The organism is Priestia sp. P1_B12_1, from assembly GCF_056406695.1.
Map to the genome: position 1 here is coordinate 104,567 of NZ_JBFTZR010000002.1, position 16,551 is coordinate 121,117.

The 16,551-nt window shown below is 37.7% G+C and carries 18 protein-coding genes; 11 read left to right on the top strand and 7 right to left on the bottom strand.

Annotated features, from left to right (window positions below; genetic code table 11):
* The first annotated feature begins 75 nt into the window (after positions 1 to 75).
* Positions 76 to 1,893 (top strand): oligoendopeptidase F, encoded by a 1,818-nt coding sequence (gene pepF, locus AC1D0Y_RS06130; RefSeq protein ID WP_060746418.1) that lies wholly within the window; start codon positions 76 to 78, stop codon positions 1,891 to 1,893.
* Positions 1,894 to 2,398: 505 nt separating this feature from the next.
* On the opposite strand, the gene AC1D0Y_RS06135 is transcribed toward pepF, so the two are convergent.
* The 4 genes from AC1D0Y_RS06135 to AC1D0Y_RS06150 form a co-directional block, all read right to left on the bottom strand.
* Positions 2,399 to 3,250 carry a ClpXP adapter SpxH family protein gene (locus AC1D0Y_RS06135; protein WP_013055432.1) on the bottom strand — a complete coding sequence of 284 codons (852 nt, stop codon included), beginning with the start codon at positions 3,248 to 3,250 and terminating at the stop codon, positions 2,399 to 2,401.
* 26 nt (positions 3,251 to 3,276) lie between these two features.
* Positions 3,277 to 3,687 (bottom strand): globin domain-containing protein, encoded by a 411-nt coding sequence (locus AC1D0Y_RS06140; protein ID WP_013055433.1) that lies wholly within the window; start codon positions 3,685 to 3,687, stop codon positions 3,277 to 3,279.
* A 286-nt stretch (positions 3,688 to 3,973) separates the two neighbouring features.
* Positions 3,974 to 4,663 carry a lytic transglycosylase domain-containing protein gene (locus AC1D0Y_RS06145; RefSeq protein ID WP_060746417.1) on the bottom strand — a complete coding sequence of 230 codons (690 nt, stop codon included), beginning with the start codon at positions 4,661 to 4,663 and terminating at the stop codon, positions 3,974 to 3,976.
* Positions 4,664 to 4,667: 4 nt separating this feature from the next.
* Positions 4,668 to 5,258 (bottom strand): CYTH domain-containing protein, encoded by a 591-nt coding sequence (locus AC1D0Y_RS06150; RefSeq protein WP_043980463.1) that lies wholly within the window; start codon positions 5,256 to 5,258, stop codon positions 4,668 to 4,670.
* Positions 5,259 to 5,474: 216 nt separating this feature from the next.
* Here AC1D0Y_RS06150 and AC1D0Y_RS06155 point away from each other — a divergent pair, with 216 nt between their 5' ends.
* The 4 genes from AC1D0Y_RS06155 (at position 5,475) to AC1D0Y_RS06170 (ending at position 8,306) form a co-directional block, all read left to right on the top strand.
* Complete coding sequence (locus AC1D0Y_RS06155; RefSeq protein WP_028407485.1) at positions 5,475 to 5,861, top strand: UPF0738 family protein; 387 nt, start codon at positions 5,475 to 5,477, stop codon at positions 5,859 to 5,861.
* A 27-nt stretch (positions 5,862 to 5,888) separates the two neighbouring features.
* On the top strand, positions 5,889 to 6,524 hold the full coding sequence (yjbM, locus tag AC1D0Y_RS06160; protein ID WP_028407486.1) for a GTP diphosphokinase: 636 nt from the start codon (positions 5,889 to 5,891) through the stop codon (positions 6,522 to 6,524).
* 61 nt (positions 6,525 to 6,585) lie between these two features.
* On the top strand, positions 6,586 to 7,383 hold the full coding sequence (locus AC1D0Y_RS06165; RefSeq protein ID WP_025749877.1) for an NAD kinase: 798 nt from the start codon (positions 6,586 to 6,588) through the stop codon (positions 7,381 to 7,383).
* A 14-nt stretch (positions 7,384 to 7,397) separates the two neighbouring features.
* Positions 7,398 to 8,306, top strand: a complete 909-nt coding sequence (locus AC1D0Y_RS06170; RefSeq protein ID WP_013081773.1) for an RluA family pseudouridine synthase — start codon at positions 7,398 to 7,400, stop codon at positions 8,304 to 8,306.
* An 18-nt stretch (positions 8,307 to 8,324) separates the two neighbouring features.
* Here AC1D0Y_RS06170 and prpE read toward each other — a convergent pair whose 3' ends face one another.
* On the bottom strand, positions 8,325 to 9,065 hold the full coding sequence (gene prpE, locus AC1D0Y_RS06175; RefSeq protein ID WP_025749875.1) for a bis(5'-nucleosyl)-tetraphosphatase PrpE: 741 nt from the start codon (positions 9,063 to 9,065) through the stop codon (positions 8,325 to 8,327).
* A gap of 177 nt (positions 9,066 to 9,242) precedes the next feature.
* On the opposite strand from prpE, the gene mgtE reads away from it, so the two are divergent.
* From mgtE to AC1D0Y_RS06200, 5 genes are all read left to right on the top strand, one after another.
* On the top strand, positions 9,243 to 10,619 hold the full coding sequence (gene mgtE / locus AC1D0Y_RS06180; protein ID WP_477707380.1) for a magnesium transporter: 1,377 nt from the start codon (positions 9,243 to 9,245) through the stop codon (positions 10,617 to 10,619).
* A gap of 158 nt (positions 10,620 to 10,777) precedes the next feature.
* A complete protein-coding gene (locus AC1D0Y_RS06185) occupies positions 10,778 to 12,637 on the top strand; it encodes a monovalent cation:proton antiporter family protein (protein WP_028407487.1) in 1,860 nt (619 codons plus the stop codon).
* 171 nt (positions 12,638 to 12,808) lie between these two features.
* A complete protein-coding gene (locus tag AC1D0Y_RS06190) occupies positions 12,809 to 12,943 on the top strand; it encodes a hypothetical protein (RefSeq protein WP_268798642.1) in 135 nt (44 codons plus the stop codon).
* Between the two features lie 217 nt (positions 12,944 to 13,160).
* Complete coding sequence (locus AC1D0Y_RS06195) at positions 13,161 to 13,673, top strand: CotO family spore coat protein (protein ID WP_060746416.1); 513 nt, start codon at positions 13,161 to 13,163, stop codon at positions 13,671 to 13,673.
* A 77-nt stretch (positions 13,674 to 13,750) separates the two neighbouring features.
* Positions 13,751 to 14,086: a DUF1360 domain-containing protein gene (locus AC1D0Y_RS06200; RefSeq protein ID WP_034267630.1), complete on the top strand. Its 336-nt coding sequence runs from the start codon at positions 13,751 to 13,753 to the stop codon at positions 14,084 to 14,086.
* A 47-nt stretch (positions 14,087 to 14,133) separates the two neighbouring features.
* Here the strand turns inward: AC1D0Y_RS06200 and AC1D0Y_RS06205 are convergent, their stop codons facing one another.
* On the bottom strand, positions 14,134 to 14,967 hold the full coding sequence (locus tag AC1D0Y_RS06205; RefSeq protein WP_033578058.1) for a hypothetical protein: 834 nt from the start codon (positions 14,965 to 14,967) through the stop codon (positions 14,134 to 14,136).
* Between the two features lie 139 nt (positions 14,968 to 15,106).
* Complete coding sequence (locus tag AC1D0Y_RS06210) at positions 15,107 to 15,844, bottom strand: BMQ_0737 family morphogenetic spore coat protein (protein WP_060746415.1); 738 nt, start codon at positions 15,842 to 15,844, stop codon at positions 15,107 to 15,109.
* A 261-nt stretch (positions 15,845 to 16,105) separates the two neighbouring features.
* Between AC1D0Y_RS06210 and AC1D0Y_RS06215 the strand changes: the two genes are divergently transcribed.
* A complete protein-coding gene (locus AC1D0Y_RS06215) occupies positions 16,106 to 16,492 on the top strand; it encodes a hypothetical protein (RefSeq protein ID WP_477707381.1) in 387 nt (128 codons plus the stop codon).
* The last annotated feature ends 59 nt before the right edge of the window (positions 16,493 to 16,551 follow it).

A 16,551-nucleotide genomic window follows, 5' to 3' on the forward strand; every position in this document is an offset into this window, starting at 1 on the left:
CGAGAGAAATAAAAAGGATTCGCCTTAGAAAAAGCGAACAGTTATAGACAGGTAGAAAAAGATGGAGGGATGACCATGAGTGAACAATCAAAAGTAAAAAAGTTACCAAGTAGAAGCGAGATAAAAGTAGAAGATACGTGGAAACTAGAGGATATTTTTGCTTCAGATGACGCATGGGAAAAAGAATTTGAAGAAGTAAAAGCTCTTATTCCGCAAATGGAAAAATTCAAAGGAAAACTTGGAGAGTCCGCTCAAACTTTATATGACGCTCTTCAAGAGCAAGACGAGCTCACAATGCGCGTTAGTAAACTTTATACATATGCTCATATGCGCTACGATCAAGATACCACTAACTCTTTTTATCAAGGGTTAAATGATCGCATCAAAACACTTTATACCCAAATTGCAAGTGCACTATCGTATGTAACGCCAGAAATTTTGTCTATTGAAGAATCAAAAATTAAACAATACATGGCGGAACATAAAGAGCTAAAGTTATATGCTCATGCATTAGATGAAATTACTCGCGAGCGTCCGCATATTTTATCAGAAAGCGAAGAAGCGCTTCTTGCTCAGGCTTCTGAAGTGCTAGGATCTTCAAGCAACACGTTTGGAATGCTAAACAACGCAGATTTAGAATTTCCTTCCATTAAAGACGAAAATGGAGAAGAAGTAGAAATTACGCACGGACGCTATATTCGTTTTCTAGAAAGCAGCGATCGCCGCGTACGAGAAGAAGCGTTTAAAGCAGTGTACGAAACGTACGGTAAATTTAAAAATACGTTTGCAAGTACATTAAGCGGCACGGTGAAGAAAGATAATTTTAGCGCCCGCGTTCGTCACTATAATTCAGCTCGTCACTCAGCTCTTAGCACAAATAACATTCCAGAAGAAGTATACGATAACTTAGTTAAAACAGTGAACGATAATTTGCATTTATTGCATCGATATATTGATTTACGTAAGAAAGTATTGGGAATTGAAGAGCTTCATATGTATGATCTCTATACGCCTTTAGTAAAAGACGTAAAAATGGAAGTAACCTATGAAGAAGCAAAAGACTATATTTTAAAAGGTCTGAAACCACTAGGTGAAGACTACCGTAATGTGTTAAAAGAAGGATTTGAAAATCGTTGGGTAGACGTCCATGAGAACAAAGGCAAGCGAAGCGGTGCGTATTCTTCAGGAACGTACGGCACCAATCCTTATATCTTAATGAACTGGCAGGATAATGTAAATAACTTGTTTACACTAGCTCATGAATTTGGCCATTCTGTACACAGTTATTACACAAGAAAGACGCAGCCATATCCTTACGGAGATTATTCAATCTTCGTGGCAGAAGTAGCTTCAACGTGTAATGAAGCGCTTCTAAATGATTATTTACTAAAAACAATTGATGATGAAAAGCAGCGCTTGTACTTGCTTAACCATTATTTAGAAGGGTTCCGCGGTACGGTATTCCGTCAAACGATGTTTGCTGAATTTGAGCACGATGTGCATGTACGTGCTCAAAACGGAGAGCCGCTTACACCTGAATTGTTAACAAAATTGTATTATGACTTAAATAAAAAGTATTTTGGAGACAACTTAGTAATTGACGAAGAGATTGGATTAGAATGGGCTCGTATCCCTCATTTTTATTACAATTACTACGTTTATCAATATGCTACAGGATTCAGTGCAGCAGCAGCATTAAGCAAGCAAATCCTTGAAGAAGGAGATGCAGCTGTTGAGCGCTATGTAGGTTTCTTAAAGTCAGGAAGCTCTGATTATCCAATTGAAGTGTTGAAAAAGGCAGGAGTGGACATGACAACATCTCAGCCAATTGAAGAAGCGCTAGCCGTATTTGAAGAGAAATTAACGGAAATGGAACGTTTATTAAATCAATAAAATTAAAATGAAGCAGGAGCTGTATCCTGCTTCATTTTTTAAATCCTCGAAACTTGTTATGATTGTTAAGCAATGTAAAAATAATAAGAATAGCTAAAAATAAGAGAGGGCCTGCGATAAGGAGAGGAACAAGCTGCATAAGAGATAAAATATAGAATAAAAAAGAAAACAAAAGAATAACAACCCCTAGAGTAATTCCAGCAATTTTCATAGTTAACACCTCTATTAAAAGCATAATTGGTTGTACTATATGAGTGAATCTGGCTGTTTATGAAGTTTTTTTATAAAAAAGTGAATAAAATTGAAAAAAGGGGTTGCCAAAAGTCGACATAATTTGCTATAGTATTAATCGTGAAGTTTATCACAAAACAAACATATACCCCTTTGTTTGACCGTGAAAAATTTCTCCCATCCCCTTGTTGTCTTAAGACAAACGAAAAGACTTGGCGAAAGCCAAGTCTTTTTTGTTTAGTTGATGCTTAGGATAAGCATCAACATGTAATGATTAACAGCTCTTTTCAGTACTTCTCCAAAAGGTTCCGTATTTAACAGGAACTCTCTCAACAACTTGCTGAAGCTGAAGTTTTTTCAATTCTTTTTCAGCCTCTTCTAATGATAAACCATACACAACTGCAACTTCTTTTGAAGCAACAAATTGAAAGTAGCTTAAAAATGAACGAAGAGGCGGAAGACAAGCTGGATCTGGGTCAATTTCTAACATCTCTTTGATGATGTGTACATATGTTTCGTACGAATAGTATCCTGATATCTTAATGCCTTCTTCTTCAACTTTTTCGTTGAAGAACACAAGAGTTGGAATCTCATCGACATCCATTTCCGACGTGATTTTTAAATCACATTGAAAGGCTTTCGCAGCGTAATCTGAATGCAAATCTTTTACAAATTCATTAACATCTAGCCCCACATGTTTTGCACATTGTATTAAGACAGATTCTTCTGTAACATTTTGTTTTTCTAAAAATACTACTTCTTGAAGTCTTCTCAAAAAGCGAATGCCCTGTTTCTTTCCTTGCAGACCGGCCGCTTTAATCGCAATTGATGCAGCGTAAGGAGTATCGATTGGGTTTTCAAGCCACAGATTGCCGTCACATGACATACCGGAACGGCTTCCAGTTTTCTCCCACGATTTTGCAATATGTTCAAATTTCTGCTGTGCTCCAATATTTAATTGCTGTAAGTTTCCTCCAAGCACATGCTTGAGGGATAACAGCTGACCATATTCTATTTGTAACTTCTTTAGAATAGGCTCGAGTGCCCAGCATTCCGGGCAAAGAGGGTCAACAAATACATAGATTTCAAGCGGTTTTTTATTTGAACCTTGACAAAGCTGATGCAAGGATGGGTATTGGCTATTTAGCTTACTCAATGTGAAAATCCTTTCTCATCTGTCTGTTCCGGTGAATTAATCATGTGTTGGGCAGTTAAAATAAGACGATGATAAAGTTCATCTCTCTCAGGGCCTTCTAAATTAATTTCGTCCATTGCTTCATGCATACACGTCAGCCAAGCTTTGGCTCTTGACGGTGTAATTTCAAAAGGAAGATGCCTAGCTCTCAGCATAGGGTGACCGTGCTCTTCAGTGTATAACGAAGGCCCTCCTAAATATTGTGTCAGAAATTGCTTTTGCTTTCGTGCTGTTTCTGTTAAATCATCAGGAAAAATTGGCGCGAGCTCAGGATGTTGTCCAACGCGTGTATAAAAAGCATCAACAAGTTTTGAAATCGTATGTTCACCGCCTAATAATTCGTAAGGGGAGTGGATTTTTTCTCTCATGTTGATAACTCCTTTGTTATAAGAAATATACGTCTTAACTCTTTGGTGTTTTTTACTTTCCTTAATTTTAGCAGTGTCATTTGGTTAACTCAAACTATCCGCTTACTTCTTCTACTGGAAAAGAAATAAAGTGGAATTTTACATAAGAAAAGTCTATAATGCTGTGGCGAATCACTAATTATGAGAAACAAAGGAATACTTTCACAAACGTTTCCTTCTATTTATATAGTGTAACCTCGGCAAACTATAGCCATTCCATGTTCAAGTGGCGAATGATTTGGCTCTTTTACACAAGATAAGAAGACATAATTTTATTTACATATTTTTGCGTTTCTTGAAAAGGAGGTACTCCGCCGTATTTATCGACATTACCTGGTCCAGCATTATAGGCCGCCAATGCTAATTTCACGTTTCCATTGTATTTATCTAACATTTGTCGAAGATATTTGGCTCCTCCAAATACATTTTGCTTGGAGTCGTACGGATCTTCTACACCAAGAGCTTTAGCGGTTGCTGGCATTAGCTGCATAAGCCCAGCCGCTCCTACAGAACTTTTGGCAGATGGATTAAAGTTTGATTCTTGTTTAATAACAGAACGAATAAGTTTAGGATCCAGCTGGTAGCGTGCAGCTGCTTCTGTAATGATCGTTTGTACATCCTGAGAACTGGCCTTTGCCGCTTCGTTTTTTTGTGCCGGTAAGGCAGCATTTGAAGCCGCTGCCTCACCTGAAGAAAAAACAGATGGCTCGGACTGCATTTGAACTGGCGTAGATGGAAACAACTGCGCTGCTTTCAAGTAAAGATTGGTACTCATTTGAGGCTCTTGATTGACGTAGTCTTGAAAAAGCTGAGCAAATACAGAGAGTAAAGTTGTACCAAGCATCACGTTAGCTGTTGGCAGCTGGTTGTTAACTGAAAATGGCTGCGTTCCAGGAAATTGAACGGAAGACATGTAATTGTTAATATTCATGCTCATAAATTTATTCTCCATCCATTAACGTATACTTTCGCTTGTAAAACCGTCGAATTTTGTTTTCCGTTGGTTTCTTTTTAATATCAAGCTCCGTAAGCAATTGCTCAAAATGTTTTGCTCCTTCATTGGCATCGGTTACTTCGTATTCAAGTTCATAATCCTCGGCACCTAGATAAAAGCTATGATCGAGTACAAGTAACCCATTTTTATATGGAATTTCTGCTCGACTTGTACGCAAAGTGCCAAAATAAGTTAGCGCATGGCTATCAACTTGTAAATCAGTAATAAGCTGTTGAATTGTTGACGGAATCTTGGCACTGCCATCTAGCAATTCTTTAGCTTGTTCATTTGTTAATGCTTCATGTGTTTCTAAAAGACCCTCTTGATGAGGCTGTTTGAGCGTGAGAACGAACTTACCTTTTTTGCTTCGAATTCGCAGGGCAGCCCCGCAGTCTTTTAATGAGAAAGCAGGTGTATCAAAATAGTGGTTTTCTTGAGAAACAAACTGATCTTCAGTTAATTGAAAGTGTGAGCGGAGACGATCAAACTCTTCTTTCGTTACTATATTTTTAAATTCAATTTCAATTTCTTGTTTCAATGAAATCATCCTTTTAATTTAGGTCTTTTAGTAAGGCACTTTACATCTTAATTTATCACACTTTTTGAGACAGTAAAACTACATTTCCTAACAGGAATATCCAGATGGGGAACTTGGAAAATGAAGAAATACGGATTGTTTAGGTTTTACCTTTATTAAACGTTCCTGGAATGTGTTAAAATAGTAACGAATTGTATAGTTGGAAGGAGTTTATTTATGCACAATCGAATTGACATCACTACCTGTGTGATGAAATCAAATGAATTACATTTAAAAGCAGACCCTATTGAGACGAAAATTGAACAATTGGAAGATACAAAACAAATGCTTGTTGACTCAGATAACATGTCATTTGTATATGTTGTAGATATTAATGATCAATTTATGTATGTTGGCCTTAGTGACAATATTTGGGCGAATTTAAAGCACGTCTTACATAAAGATATGAAAGTATTTTTAGAAATTAACAAGGAAGTAATTGAGCTATCAGCCGTTAAAGAAGAGCTGTCTTATCTCATCAGTAACATCGAAGGAAATGTGAATTATGGAGACGAGATGGTAGCAAGAGTAGAGGAAGTTTTTTTAGATAAAGAAAATAAGTAATAGAGAGAAAAGAGGGGGGTGTTATTAATGATCAGGCATTGGGATTTATTTTTAGCACCGTATAAACAAGCCGTTGAAGAACTTAAGGTGAAGTTAAAAGGAATTCGTTCACAGTATGATATGAAGTCTACGCATTCACCTATTGAGTTCGTGACGGGACGAGTAAAGCCTGTCGCCAGTATTTTGGATAAAGCGACTCGAAAAGGAATTTCTCTCGATCGCTTAGAGGAAGAGATGCAGGACATTGCGGGACTCCGTATGATGTGTCAATTTACGGACGATATTAAAGCGGTCGTAGAGCTCCTGCGTCAGCGAACAGACTTTGAATTGATTGAAGAAAGAGATTATATTCTTCATAAAAAAGAAAGCGGCTATCGTTCATATCATGTGGTCGTATGTTATCCTGTTCAAACAATTAAAGGTGAAAAGAAAATTTTAGTGGAAATTCAAATTCGTACACTGGCTATGAATTTTTGGGCTACAATTGAGCATTCTTTAAATTATAAGTACAGCGGGAAATTTCCTGAGAATATCAAAAAGCGACTTCAGCGTGCTTCTGAAGCGGCTACTCAGCTCGATGAAGAAATGTCTCAAATACGAGGTGAGATTCAAGAAGCTCAGGCTATTTTCTCACGAAAAAAAGAATCGGCGGAAGAATCTTAGTTATGACTCAGCAACAGCTTTGTACATTGGATGGATAGGGGGAGAGAATTAGGTGGAGAAAATAAAATTTGCTATTACATCAAAAGGCAACCAAATATCAAATACGCTTATGCAAAAAATGAAAACGTATTTATTAGATTTTCATTTAGAATATGATGAAAACCAGCCTGATATTGTAGTGTCAGTAGGAGGGGATGGAACGCTTCTCTATGCGTTTCACCGCTATCGAAACCGACTTGACAAGACGGCTTTTATTGGGGTTCATACCGGCCATTTAGGTTTTTACGCAGATTGGACACCTGATGAGATTGAGAAGCTGGTGATTGCTATTGCAAAGACACCCTATCAGACTGTAGAGTATCCACTGCTCGAAGTGATTATTCGCTACACAAACGGTGGACGCGAAGCTCGATACTTAGCGCTGAATGAATGTACGGTAAAAAGTGTAGAAGGTTCTTTAGTAATGGATGTGGAAATTAAAGGGCAGAGATTTGAGACATTCCGAGGAGACGGCCTTTGCGTATCCACTCCCTCGGGAAGTACAGCTTACAACAAATCCCTGGGAGGCGCGATTTTACATCCTTCGCTTCAAGCTATTCAAATTGCTGAAATGGCTTCTATTAACAATCGAGTGTTCCGTACGATAGGTTCTCCATTGGTTCTTCCTGGACATCATACAGCGCTGTTAAAGCCTGTCAACGACGCAGACTTCCAAATTACCATTGATCATTTAACTCTTTTACATAAAGATGTAAAGTCGATTCAATTTCGGGTAGCAAGCGAAAAAATTCGATTTGCTCGCTTTCGTGCGTTTCCTTTCTGGCAGCGTGTCAGAGACTCTTTTGTATGTGATGATTAAAGGCAGGGAAGAGAATGAAACAAGTTTTTACGTTGAGTTGGACCGTAGATCATTCTTTCGAGGGTGTAGCGGTTCGTGAATTTTTAAAAGAACATGATATTTCCAAAGCTTCTCTGACGGACATTAAGTTCAGAGGAGGAGCAATTGAAGTAAATGGAAAGCATGCAACGGTTCGATATATTCTGCAAAAAGGTGACGAAATCAAGGTGGCGTTTCCACCAGAAAAAGCAAGTGAAAGTCTTCTTCCTAAAGCTATACCTTTGGATATTGTATACGAAGATGAGTATATATTAGTTTTGAATAAGCAGCCAAACATGCCAAGTATACCTTCTCGAGAACATCTAACGTGGTCACTAAGTAATGCTGTGCTCTATTATTATGAGAAAAATAACATTAACTCGACTGTTCATCTTGTAAATAGGTTGGACCGAGACACATCTGGGCTGCTTATTGTTGCTAAACATAGGCATGTTCATTACTTATTCTCTAAAGCACAAAAAGAACATGAAATTAAACGCGTGTACCGAGCTTTTGTTCATGGTAAGCTTGTTGGCAAAGAAACGATAGAGGCACCGATTGGCCGAAAAGAGTCAAGTATCATCGAACGGGAAGTAAGAGAAGATGGGCAATTTGCTATTACACACTATACGGCGCTTCGTCAGTATTCTTCTTTTACAGAAGTTGCTCTTTCGCTTGAGACGGGGAGAACTCACCAAATTCGTGTTCATATGGCTTATAAAGGATATCCACTGCTTGGAGATACCTTATATGGCGGAACGAATCATCTTATTTCTCGTCAAGCTCTTCACAGCTATGAACTCACTTTTTTTCATCCTTTTTTACAAAAAACTTTGTCTTTTACAGCACCTTTGCCGCCAGATATGCAGAAACTTCAAATCGTAAAAGAAAGTCGCTTTTTTTAATGAAAAGCGACTTTCTTTTTACACGAAGTGATTAAATTTTTCCTCTACATAAGGCATAGATGAAGGCACTGATATAATATTCCTTTCAGGATACTGAAACGCCGTTAAAGCCCCTCCAAAAACTGCGCCTGTATCAATATTAATGGTATTATGAATTTTTCTAGCTTTTACTACGGGTGTATGCCCATACACGATAAACGGTTTTCCGTTATAATGTTGGGCCCAATCCCGTCGGACAGGCATGCCGTTTAGATGCTTTTCACCCGTAATGTCTCCGTATAGCACAAAGGTTTTTACTTTTTTATCCGTTCTGCCGATGTATTCAGCTTTAAGACCGGCGTGAGCAATAATTAATTGGTTTTGATCAAGCTGCACATATAGAGGTGATTGTTCATAAAGCTCAATGAACTTTTTCTTAATGAATTTCTGTTCTCTTGAAGGTAAAGCTTCGTACTCAGCAACGGTCGTTTCTAACCCATGAGTAATTTGCACTTTGTTACCGCAAAAGAAGCGATATAGCTTATTGCAGTGATTGCCTGGACAGTAGTAAGCTTGCTGATGCTTTATTACGAGGGACCATACGAGCTCAATCACTTTTAGTGAATGAGGTCCTCGGTCTGTTAAATCACCTACGAATCCAAGGCGCCGTCCGTCAGAATGGACAGGAATCCCGTCTTGCCACTCATACCCAAGTTTTTCTGTTAACGCTTTTAATTCATCATAGCACCCATGGATATCCCCTATTATATCTACTTTCATCTTTTATCCACATCCTTAAAAGGTTTTTCCTTTGACGATATAAAATTACCCTTATATGGAGCAAACTATGTGTAGAACTTATATATTATTGGGAAAAGAGTAAAGAGCTGTGAGTTGAAAAAAAACAAAATTCATCATAAAGTTAAATGAGTTTTTTACGACAGGGAGGTTGAAGACATGACAGATTCAATTGAAAAAGAAGAAAAGGCATGGTTCGCCGAACATTTATTATCACTTTTAGAAAAAAATGAAATCGATGCATTTCGTGAAGAATTTTTACATATGCATACGTATGACCAAGCTCAATTTTTTGAAGAATTAGATGAGCCTTCTAGATTTGCGCTGTACGAGATGTTATCTCCGGAAGAAATGGCGGATATCTTTGAAAATGTAGAGATACGAGAAGAAGATTATCAAGCAATTCTCTCAGAGATGCATCCCAATTTTGCAGCAGACATGCTGTCAGAAATGTCGGCCGATGATGCCGTTGACGTATTAAATGAATTGGATAAAGAACAAGTGGCGAGCTATTTAACGATTATGGATGAAGAAGCAGCCGATGAAATTAAAGAGTTGCTTCATTACGAGGAATATACCGCTGGAAGTATTATGACGACTGAATTTGTGGCCATTCGTGAAAATCAAACCGTACATTCAGCCATGCACATTCTACGCAGGGAAGCTCCGGAAGCGGAAACGATTTATTATGTATTTGTTATTGATGAACAAAAGCATCTAGCAGGTGTTATTTCTCTTCGTGATTTAATTATAGCAGATGAAGATACGATGATAAGCGAAGTGATGAATGAACGAGTCGTATCCGTGTCAGTAGCAGAAGACCAAGAAGAAGTTGCCCGTATTATGCGCGATTACAACTTTCTTGCGCTTCCAGTTGTTGATTTTCAGCAGCATCTTCTCGGGATTATTACGGTTGATGATGTGATGGATGTTCTTGATGAAGAGGCATCGGATGACTATTCTAAATTAGCCGGTATTAGCGATGTAGATGATACGATCGACCACAATCCTTTAGTAGCGGCCAAAAAGAGGCTGCCTTGGCTTATCATTTTGCTGTTTTTAGGAATGATGACAGCGAGTTTAATTGGACGTTTTGAAGATACGTTGAATCAAGTAGCTATTTTAGCTGTATTTATACCTTTGATTGGCGGTATGGCCGGTAATACAGGAACACAGGCACTAGCCGTTGCGGTTCGCGGACTGGCGACGGGAGAAATCGAAGAAGAAAGCAAATTTAAGCTGTTAATCCGAGAAGCAGCTACGGGAATGATTACGGGCGCATCATGTGGACTTTTAGTTGTATTAATTGTTTATATTTGGCAAGGTGATCTTATTTTAGGCGCTTTGGTAGGCGTCTCTGTATTTTCAACATTGATTGTGGCTACACTAGCAGGAGCGTTTATCCCGCTTCTCATGCACAGGTTCAAAATTGACCCTGCAGTCGCATCAGGACCATTTATTACAACGATCAATGATCTTATCAGTATTTTAATTTACTTCGGTCTAGCGACAACATTTATGAGTTATTTAAAATAATGAAGAGACTTTAGAATTCGACATGAGTAATCATGTCGGATTTTCATTATCAGTTCATATAGTTGACAGAGAACCTTCAAGCTTTTATGATTAACCTTTAATTTTGAATACTAACGTCTTCGTTTTATAAATAACGAAGGTAAAAGGAGGGGAATCTAATGGAACAGCACGCGTCCTTTACATCACTTGTTATCGTCATTAGTTTGGCCTTTTTAACGCCTATACTGTTGCATCGGTTTAAACTCAACATTATACCTGTAGTCGTAGCTGAAATTATTATGGGATTAATTATAGGGAAAAGTGGTTTTGACCTTGTGGAGCAGGATATGTGGCTTGAAACACTTTCCACTCTAGGCTTTATCTTTTTGATGTTTTTAAGTGGTTTAGAAATTGATTTTTCTGCTTTTGCTGGAGGAAATTCAAAAGACAAAAAGGCATCAGGAGCTAAGGTGCCAAATGCTTTTTCCATTTCTATACTAGTGTTTGCAGCTATCTTTGCGGTTTCACTATTTTTGTCCTATGTTTTTGTATGGACCGGTTTTATCGATAATGCCTTTTTGATGACGCTTATTATTTCTACCATTTCACTAGGAGTAGTAGTGCCGACCTTAAAAGATGCACAGATTATGAAAAAGCCGATTGGACAGACCATTTTATTGATTGCGGTTATTGCGGACTTAGTCACGATGATTTTACTAGCCGTATTTGCTTCCGTCTATGATAAATCAGGAAATAGCAATACATGGTTGATTTTAATTTTATTTGGAGTAGGAGTGATTTTATACTTCATAGGGAAGCAGTTTAAAAACCGATCGTTTCTTGAGACAATGTCTAAAGGTACAATTCAAATCGACACGCGTGCGGTATTTGCACTCATTATCATTCTAGTGGGCCTTTCGGAGTCAATTGGTGTTGAAAACATTTTAGGCGCTTTTTTAGCGGGATCACTCGTTTCTCTTCTTGCGCCTAACAAAAATTTAGTTCATAAATTAGATTCGTTTGGCTACGGATTTTTAATTCCTATCTTTTTTGTGATGGTAGGAGTGAAGCTTGACGTTTGGTCATTGTTCAGTGATAAAAAAGTGCTGATTTTAATGCCTTTATTATTCATTGCATTGTTGATATCCAAGCTAGTCCCAGCGTTAATCTTAAGAAAATGGTATGATATGAAAACCGTTTTGGCATCGGGTTTTCTTTTAACATCGACTTTATCACTCGTTATTGCAGCAGCAACGGTTGGTGAAAATATTGGTGTTATTGATTCACAAATGTCCGGTGCGCTGATTTTGGTGGCGATTATTACATGTATTATTACACCTATTATCTTTAGAAAGCTGTTTCCAAAGCCAGAAATCAGTGACAGAAAGCTGAAGATTAATATGCTCGGTGCAAATCAATTTACACTCCCGGTTATTCGAGAAATGGATCTTGATTTATATGATGTTACCATTTATCATCCTACGCAGGACAAAATTGAAAACCGTACGTCGGATTCCATTTTTAATATCGTCGACATCGATGGATATAGTAAGGAAACTTTAATGCGTATGGGGATTTTAGATGCGGATGTATTAGTTGTAACAACCGGGGAAGAAGAGAGAAATAGCGACATTGCTCTATTTGCAAAACAATATGGTACAGAACGGGTTATTGCCCGTGTAGAAAGTCCTGTATTAGATGAAAAGATGAAAGAAAATAACATTGAAGTTTTTTCTGTGCTGTTATCTACGACTGCATTGCTAAAAGCTTTAATTGAATCGCCAAATATTTTAAATATCTTAACGAATCAAGAAACAGCACTTTATCAAATTAATATGCGTAACCCCAAATACGAGGGGGTAGAGCTTCGCAAGTTCCCATTTACAGGAGATGTGATCTTTGTTCGAATCTTTAGAGGCAAAGATTCCATTGTACCTCATGGCGATACAGAGCTTGAATTTGATGATCGTTTGATTGTAACGGGGTCTCGTTCGTATGTGAATGAATTGCGTATGCTTCTTGAGTATAAAATTAGATAAAGGTATCTAGGTAGGTTTAGTTTGCTACCTTATTGAATGAGAGAAAGAGGCTGGGACAAAATTATTTTAGCTGAAGTGATAAACGAACCATTGATCAAAATGTTTGATTAGTGGTTCGTTTTTTTTTGTTGTTTTGAAAATAAGTTTCATCTGTTTAGCTCTTTCTAGCAGTTGATTCGAGGACAAGACGAAGACTCCTGCAGGAAAAGCGGAACAGATGAGACCCCGCAGGAGCGCAAGCGACGAGGAGGCTCATCGGCCGCCCGCGAAAAGCGAAGTCTTGCACGGAAATCAACTGCGGTGTGACAAGCGGTTCAGCTCATGTGGCCCATTTGTGCGTCTTTAGATTGAATTAATTTCGTTATGTCTCAACCTTTTTTATTGTGTTTTCTCACATGCTGGAAATAAAAGTACAGCCCTGCTTTTGGTGTTAAAAAGGCTACCGCAAAAAAATAAACAAGTTTTTCCGTGTTCAAGCATACATTTTTAAAAGAACGATAACAAGCAATTGGAGGTATGCTTCATGACTAACTCAAAATCTAAGTCAGAAGAAAACGAGCCGCTAATGTACATTGTCCAGCCAAACGCTACGCAAAATCAGCGTTCTATGCAATATTATTTTAGTTCAAAACAGCAAGACAATAAAGGAATAGAGAAAGAGCACGTGTTAAAAGAAGAGCCCAGCTTTTCTTCCATTCAAGAAGTCAAAGAGCCTGACGTAGAAAAAGTGGAAGAGATTAAGCAAGAAAAAGAGGAAGAGCGTTCAATTGTTCCCGTGGATATACCGCAATCAGAGACTAAAAAGCCAAATAAAATGTTTCAGTCTATGACGATTAAAGAAAAAGTTGAATTTCTATGCAGCTTCCCGCCTCATATGTCTCAGCCAATTTGTGAAATTACGTGTCAAAACCAAAAATATATAGGAACAATCTTAGAATTAAAAGAAGGAAGTTTATACGTGAGCGTTCCCCCTAATAAAGAGAAAACAGTATTGACTTTTCATGATATTCAGACCATATCTATCATTAAAATTTAAGCAACTCTAAAAGCTAACAGTGAAGAAGCACGTTAGCTTTTATTTTCATAAGTTTGTGAATGCACGGAGGAATGAAGATGACATGGATTTATCTAACATTATTTGTCTTTGCGACGTTTCGACTTACTCGTCTAATTGTTTTTGATAAAATTACAGCGTTTATTCGTAAACCGTTTCATAAAATCGTAGAAGATCAAGATGAACAAGGAAATACGGTAACTTATTTAGAGATAAAAGGGAAGGGACTGCAAAAGTGGATTGGAGAGCTGCTCAGCTGCTATTGGTGTACAGGCATATGGTGTGCGGTAGGAATTTATTTTAGTTATGTAGCGGTCCCGCACATTGCTATTCCTATTATTACGATCTTAGCTATTGCAGGGTGTGCAGGAATTATAGAATCTTTTATGAAATAAATGGACGAGTTAAAAGACATATTGATCGTCAATATGTCTTTTAATGATTAAGGGAAATTTAGCACAACTTTATTTAAAAAAGGAATACCTTCCTGCCACTCTTCACTATAGAAAAAGCCTTCTAGAATAAACGAAGTCGTATCAGTGGAGAGAGGAATGACTACTTGAAAAGAGTCAAATAGTAATTTGCCTTTGGGCTTTAATACTGTTTGCTTAATGGGTTTAATCCAATATTCACCGTCATTTTGAATTTTTTCGTTCCATTTCGGATGAGCGTAGCGCCATTCTAAAGAAGAAGAGGGGACACTAGAAGCTTCAATATCTTTTTCATCAATGATCTTCCCGCTTAACATAGCAGAAGCAGTAGGCTTCATTTTTAAGCAAAGTGTTGGAGAGTATAAGGTACTGCTCGTTTGATTTTGAATAATTACGTTGCCGAACATCATCAGCTCGCTTTCATCTTGTTCTGGCAGCAGTATGGAATGTTGGAAGAAACAGAGGATATCGCTTTTTTCGAACCTTTCTATGGGTTTTTCTACAATCTTTTCAATTACTTTCTCCACGATTTTTTCTTCAATAACGGGCTGTTTCCTTGAAGCCTTTTCTCGAAACGCTTCGGCAATAATTTTTTGTTCGGAAAGCTCGTTTCTCAGTAGATCCAGTTCTTTTTCTAATTCTTCAATTTCTACTTCTTTTTCAGATGTAGAAAGCGTCTCAGCGTGTTTCTTTTTCCAAAACGATGTATTTTCTTTTTCTCGCTCTAAAGCTCGTTCATAGCTTTTTAGTTGGTTTTGCACGTTTCGAATTTCTGATTTATAGTGTATGAGCTTTTGTTTTAATTGAGTTAGATCATCTTTAGGGGAAGGGGAGTTACGACTCATCTAGTAGTCTCCTTTCCTGCTGAGCTATAAATTAATCTGGTCGTTAGAGCTGCCCATAGCAGTTTTATTTATATGTATGCAGAAAGCGCGTAAAGGATGAAAAAAGAGGAGAAATATTCTCCTCTGGCTTTTTATCTTGTTAATCAAAGTCGTGATGGTCGAAGCCTGACTCTACATCGTCTCCATCAAAATCATCGTGATGTGGTCTTCCAGGGAAAATAGCATCACATTGAGGTGGATATTCAATAGGTGAGCAGCTGCTTGTAGAAATGATTTCAGGGCGAGGGTAGCAGAAGCTTCCTTCTACTTCAACTTTAACATCTTTTTCAATTTGAACACTTAGGCATAACATAAGATCAAAGCTTAATTGCTGTAAGTGACAATCTGATAATCTGAGAGAACCGTCAGTTCCTTCAAAAGATTCAAGGTGGACAACAGGTTCTGTTCCTTCCGGGGCGCATAAATAGAATGTTTGATGTATTTTCCAAGGAATAATGCTAGATTCAACTTCGTCATGTCTGTGGTGCCCACTCAATTCAATTAACTTAACTCGGTAAAAGCCGCTAATTGATAATTTTACTTCATGAAGAACAACAACTTCTCCATCTGGTAACACGATTTTTTTAGGTCTACGACCACCGTGGGGCACAAGCTCAATCACGTTATCAAGTGCGTCTTCATCTGAAGGATCTACAGGGTGACCTTCACTATCTGTTAAAACAATTTCCACTTCTACGTCATGGCCTAAATCTTTAAGATCTTCTTCATCAAACAATGAAGTATCGTTAGTAAAGATTTGTGGTAAAACAACTTGACGTCTAACCCAGTCGTACACTTTAGGTACGCGGATACATAATGATTCAAAAAGTTCTGCCATTTTTAAACCTCCTAATTGTAATTGTCCTTCCTTTACGCTTTTCGTTACTAGGTATCGGACTACTATAGTGTATGAATGACCTGCTTTTATGTTCCTTAGTAAAAGCGGAATTTATCGGAATAAATCCTAGTTGGAGCGAGCATAAAAAATGAAGGAAATAATAAACTCAATTACAGCATATTCATGTTAATAAAAAGTGTTATTCATCTTTAACTGATTTTTTAGAAGCTGTGGGTTATTTATAATGGAGGAGTGAAGGGCATGAGCGAGGAAAAAACGAAAAAATACATTGCTTCATTGAAGTCGGAGTTGGCTTTTTATAAAGAAGAATATCAAAAATTCAAGCACCAAGAATTTGAATATGAAGATATTAAGGAAGAGCTAGCGGAATTACAGCAAAAGCATGAAGAAGAAAAAAAGAAGCTAGAGGAAAAAATAGATTGGCTGAAAGCATGCGTTAATGAACAAAAATCAAAAACCGAACAGCCCATTGTACAGTACAATCATCAAGCTCAAGGAACCATTCAAGAACTGCAAAATCGGCTGCGTGAAGTGACAGAGCAAAAGGGAGGAGAAAGACCGAGAGTGAGGAAACCAAAAAACAGCACGGATTTATTTTTGTCCCTGCAGCGCAAAATGGACAAATAAGATAGAACGTCTTTCTTTAGTCCTGAATATAATGTTATAGATAGGATGCTGTGAAAAGG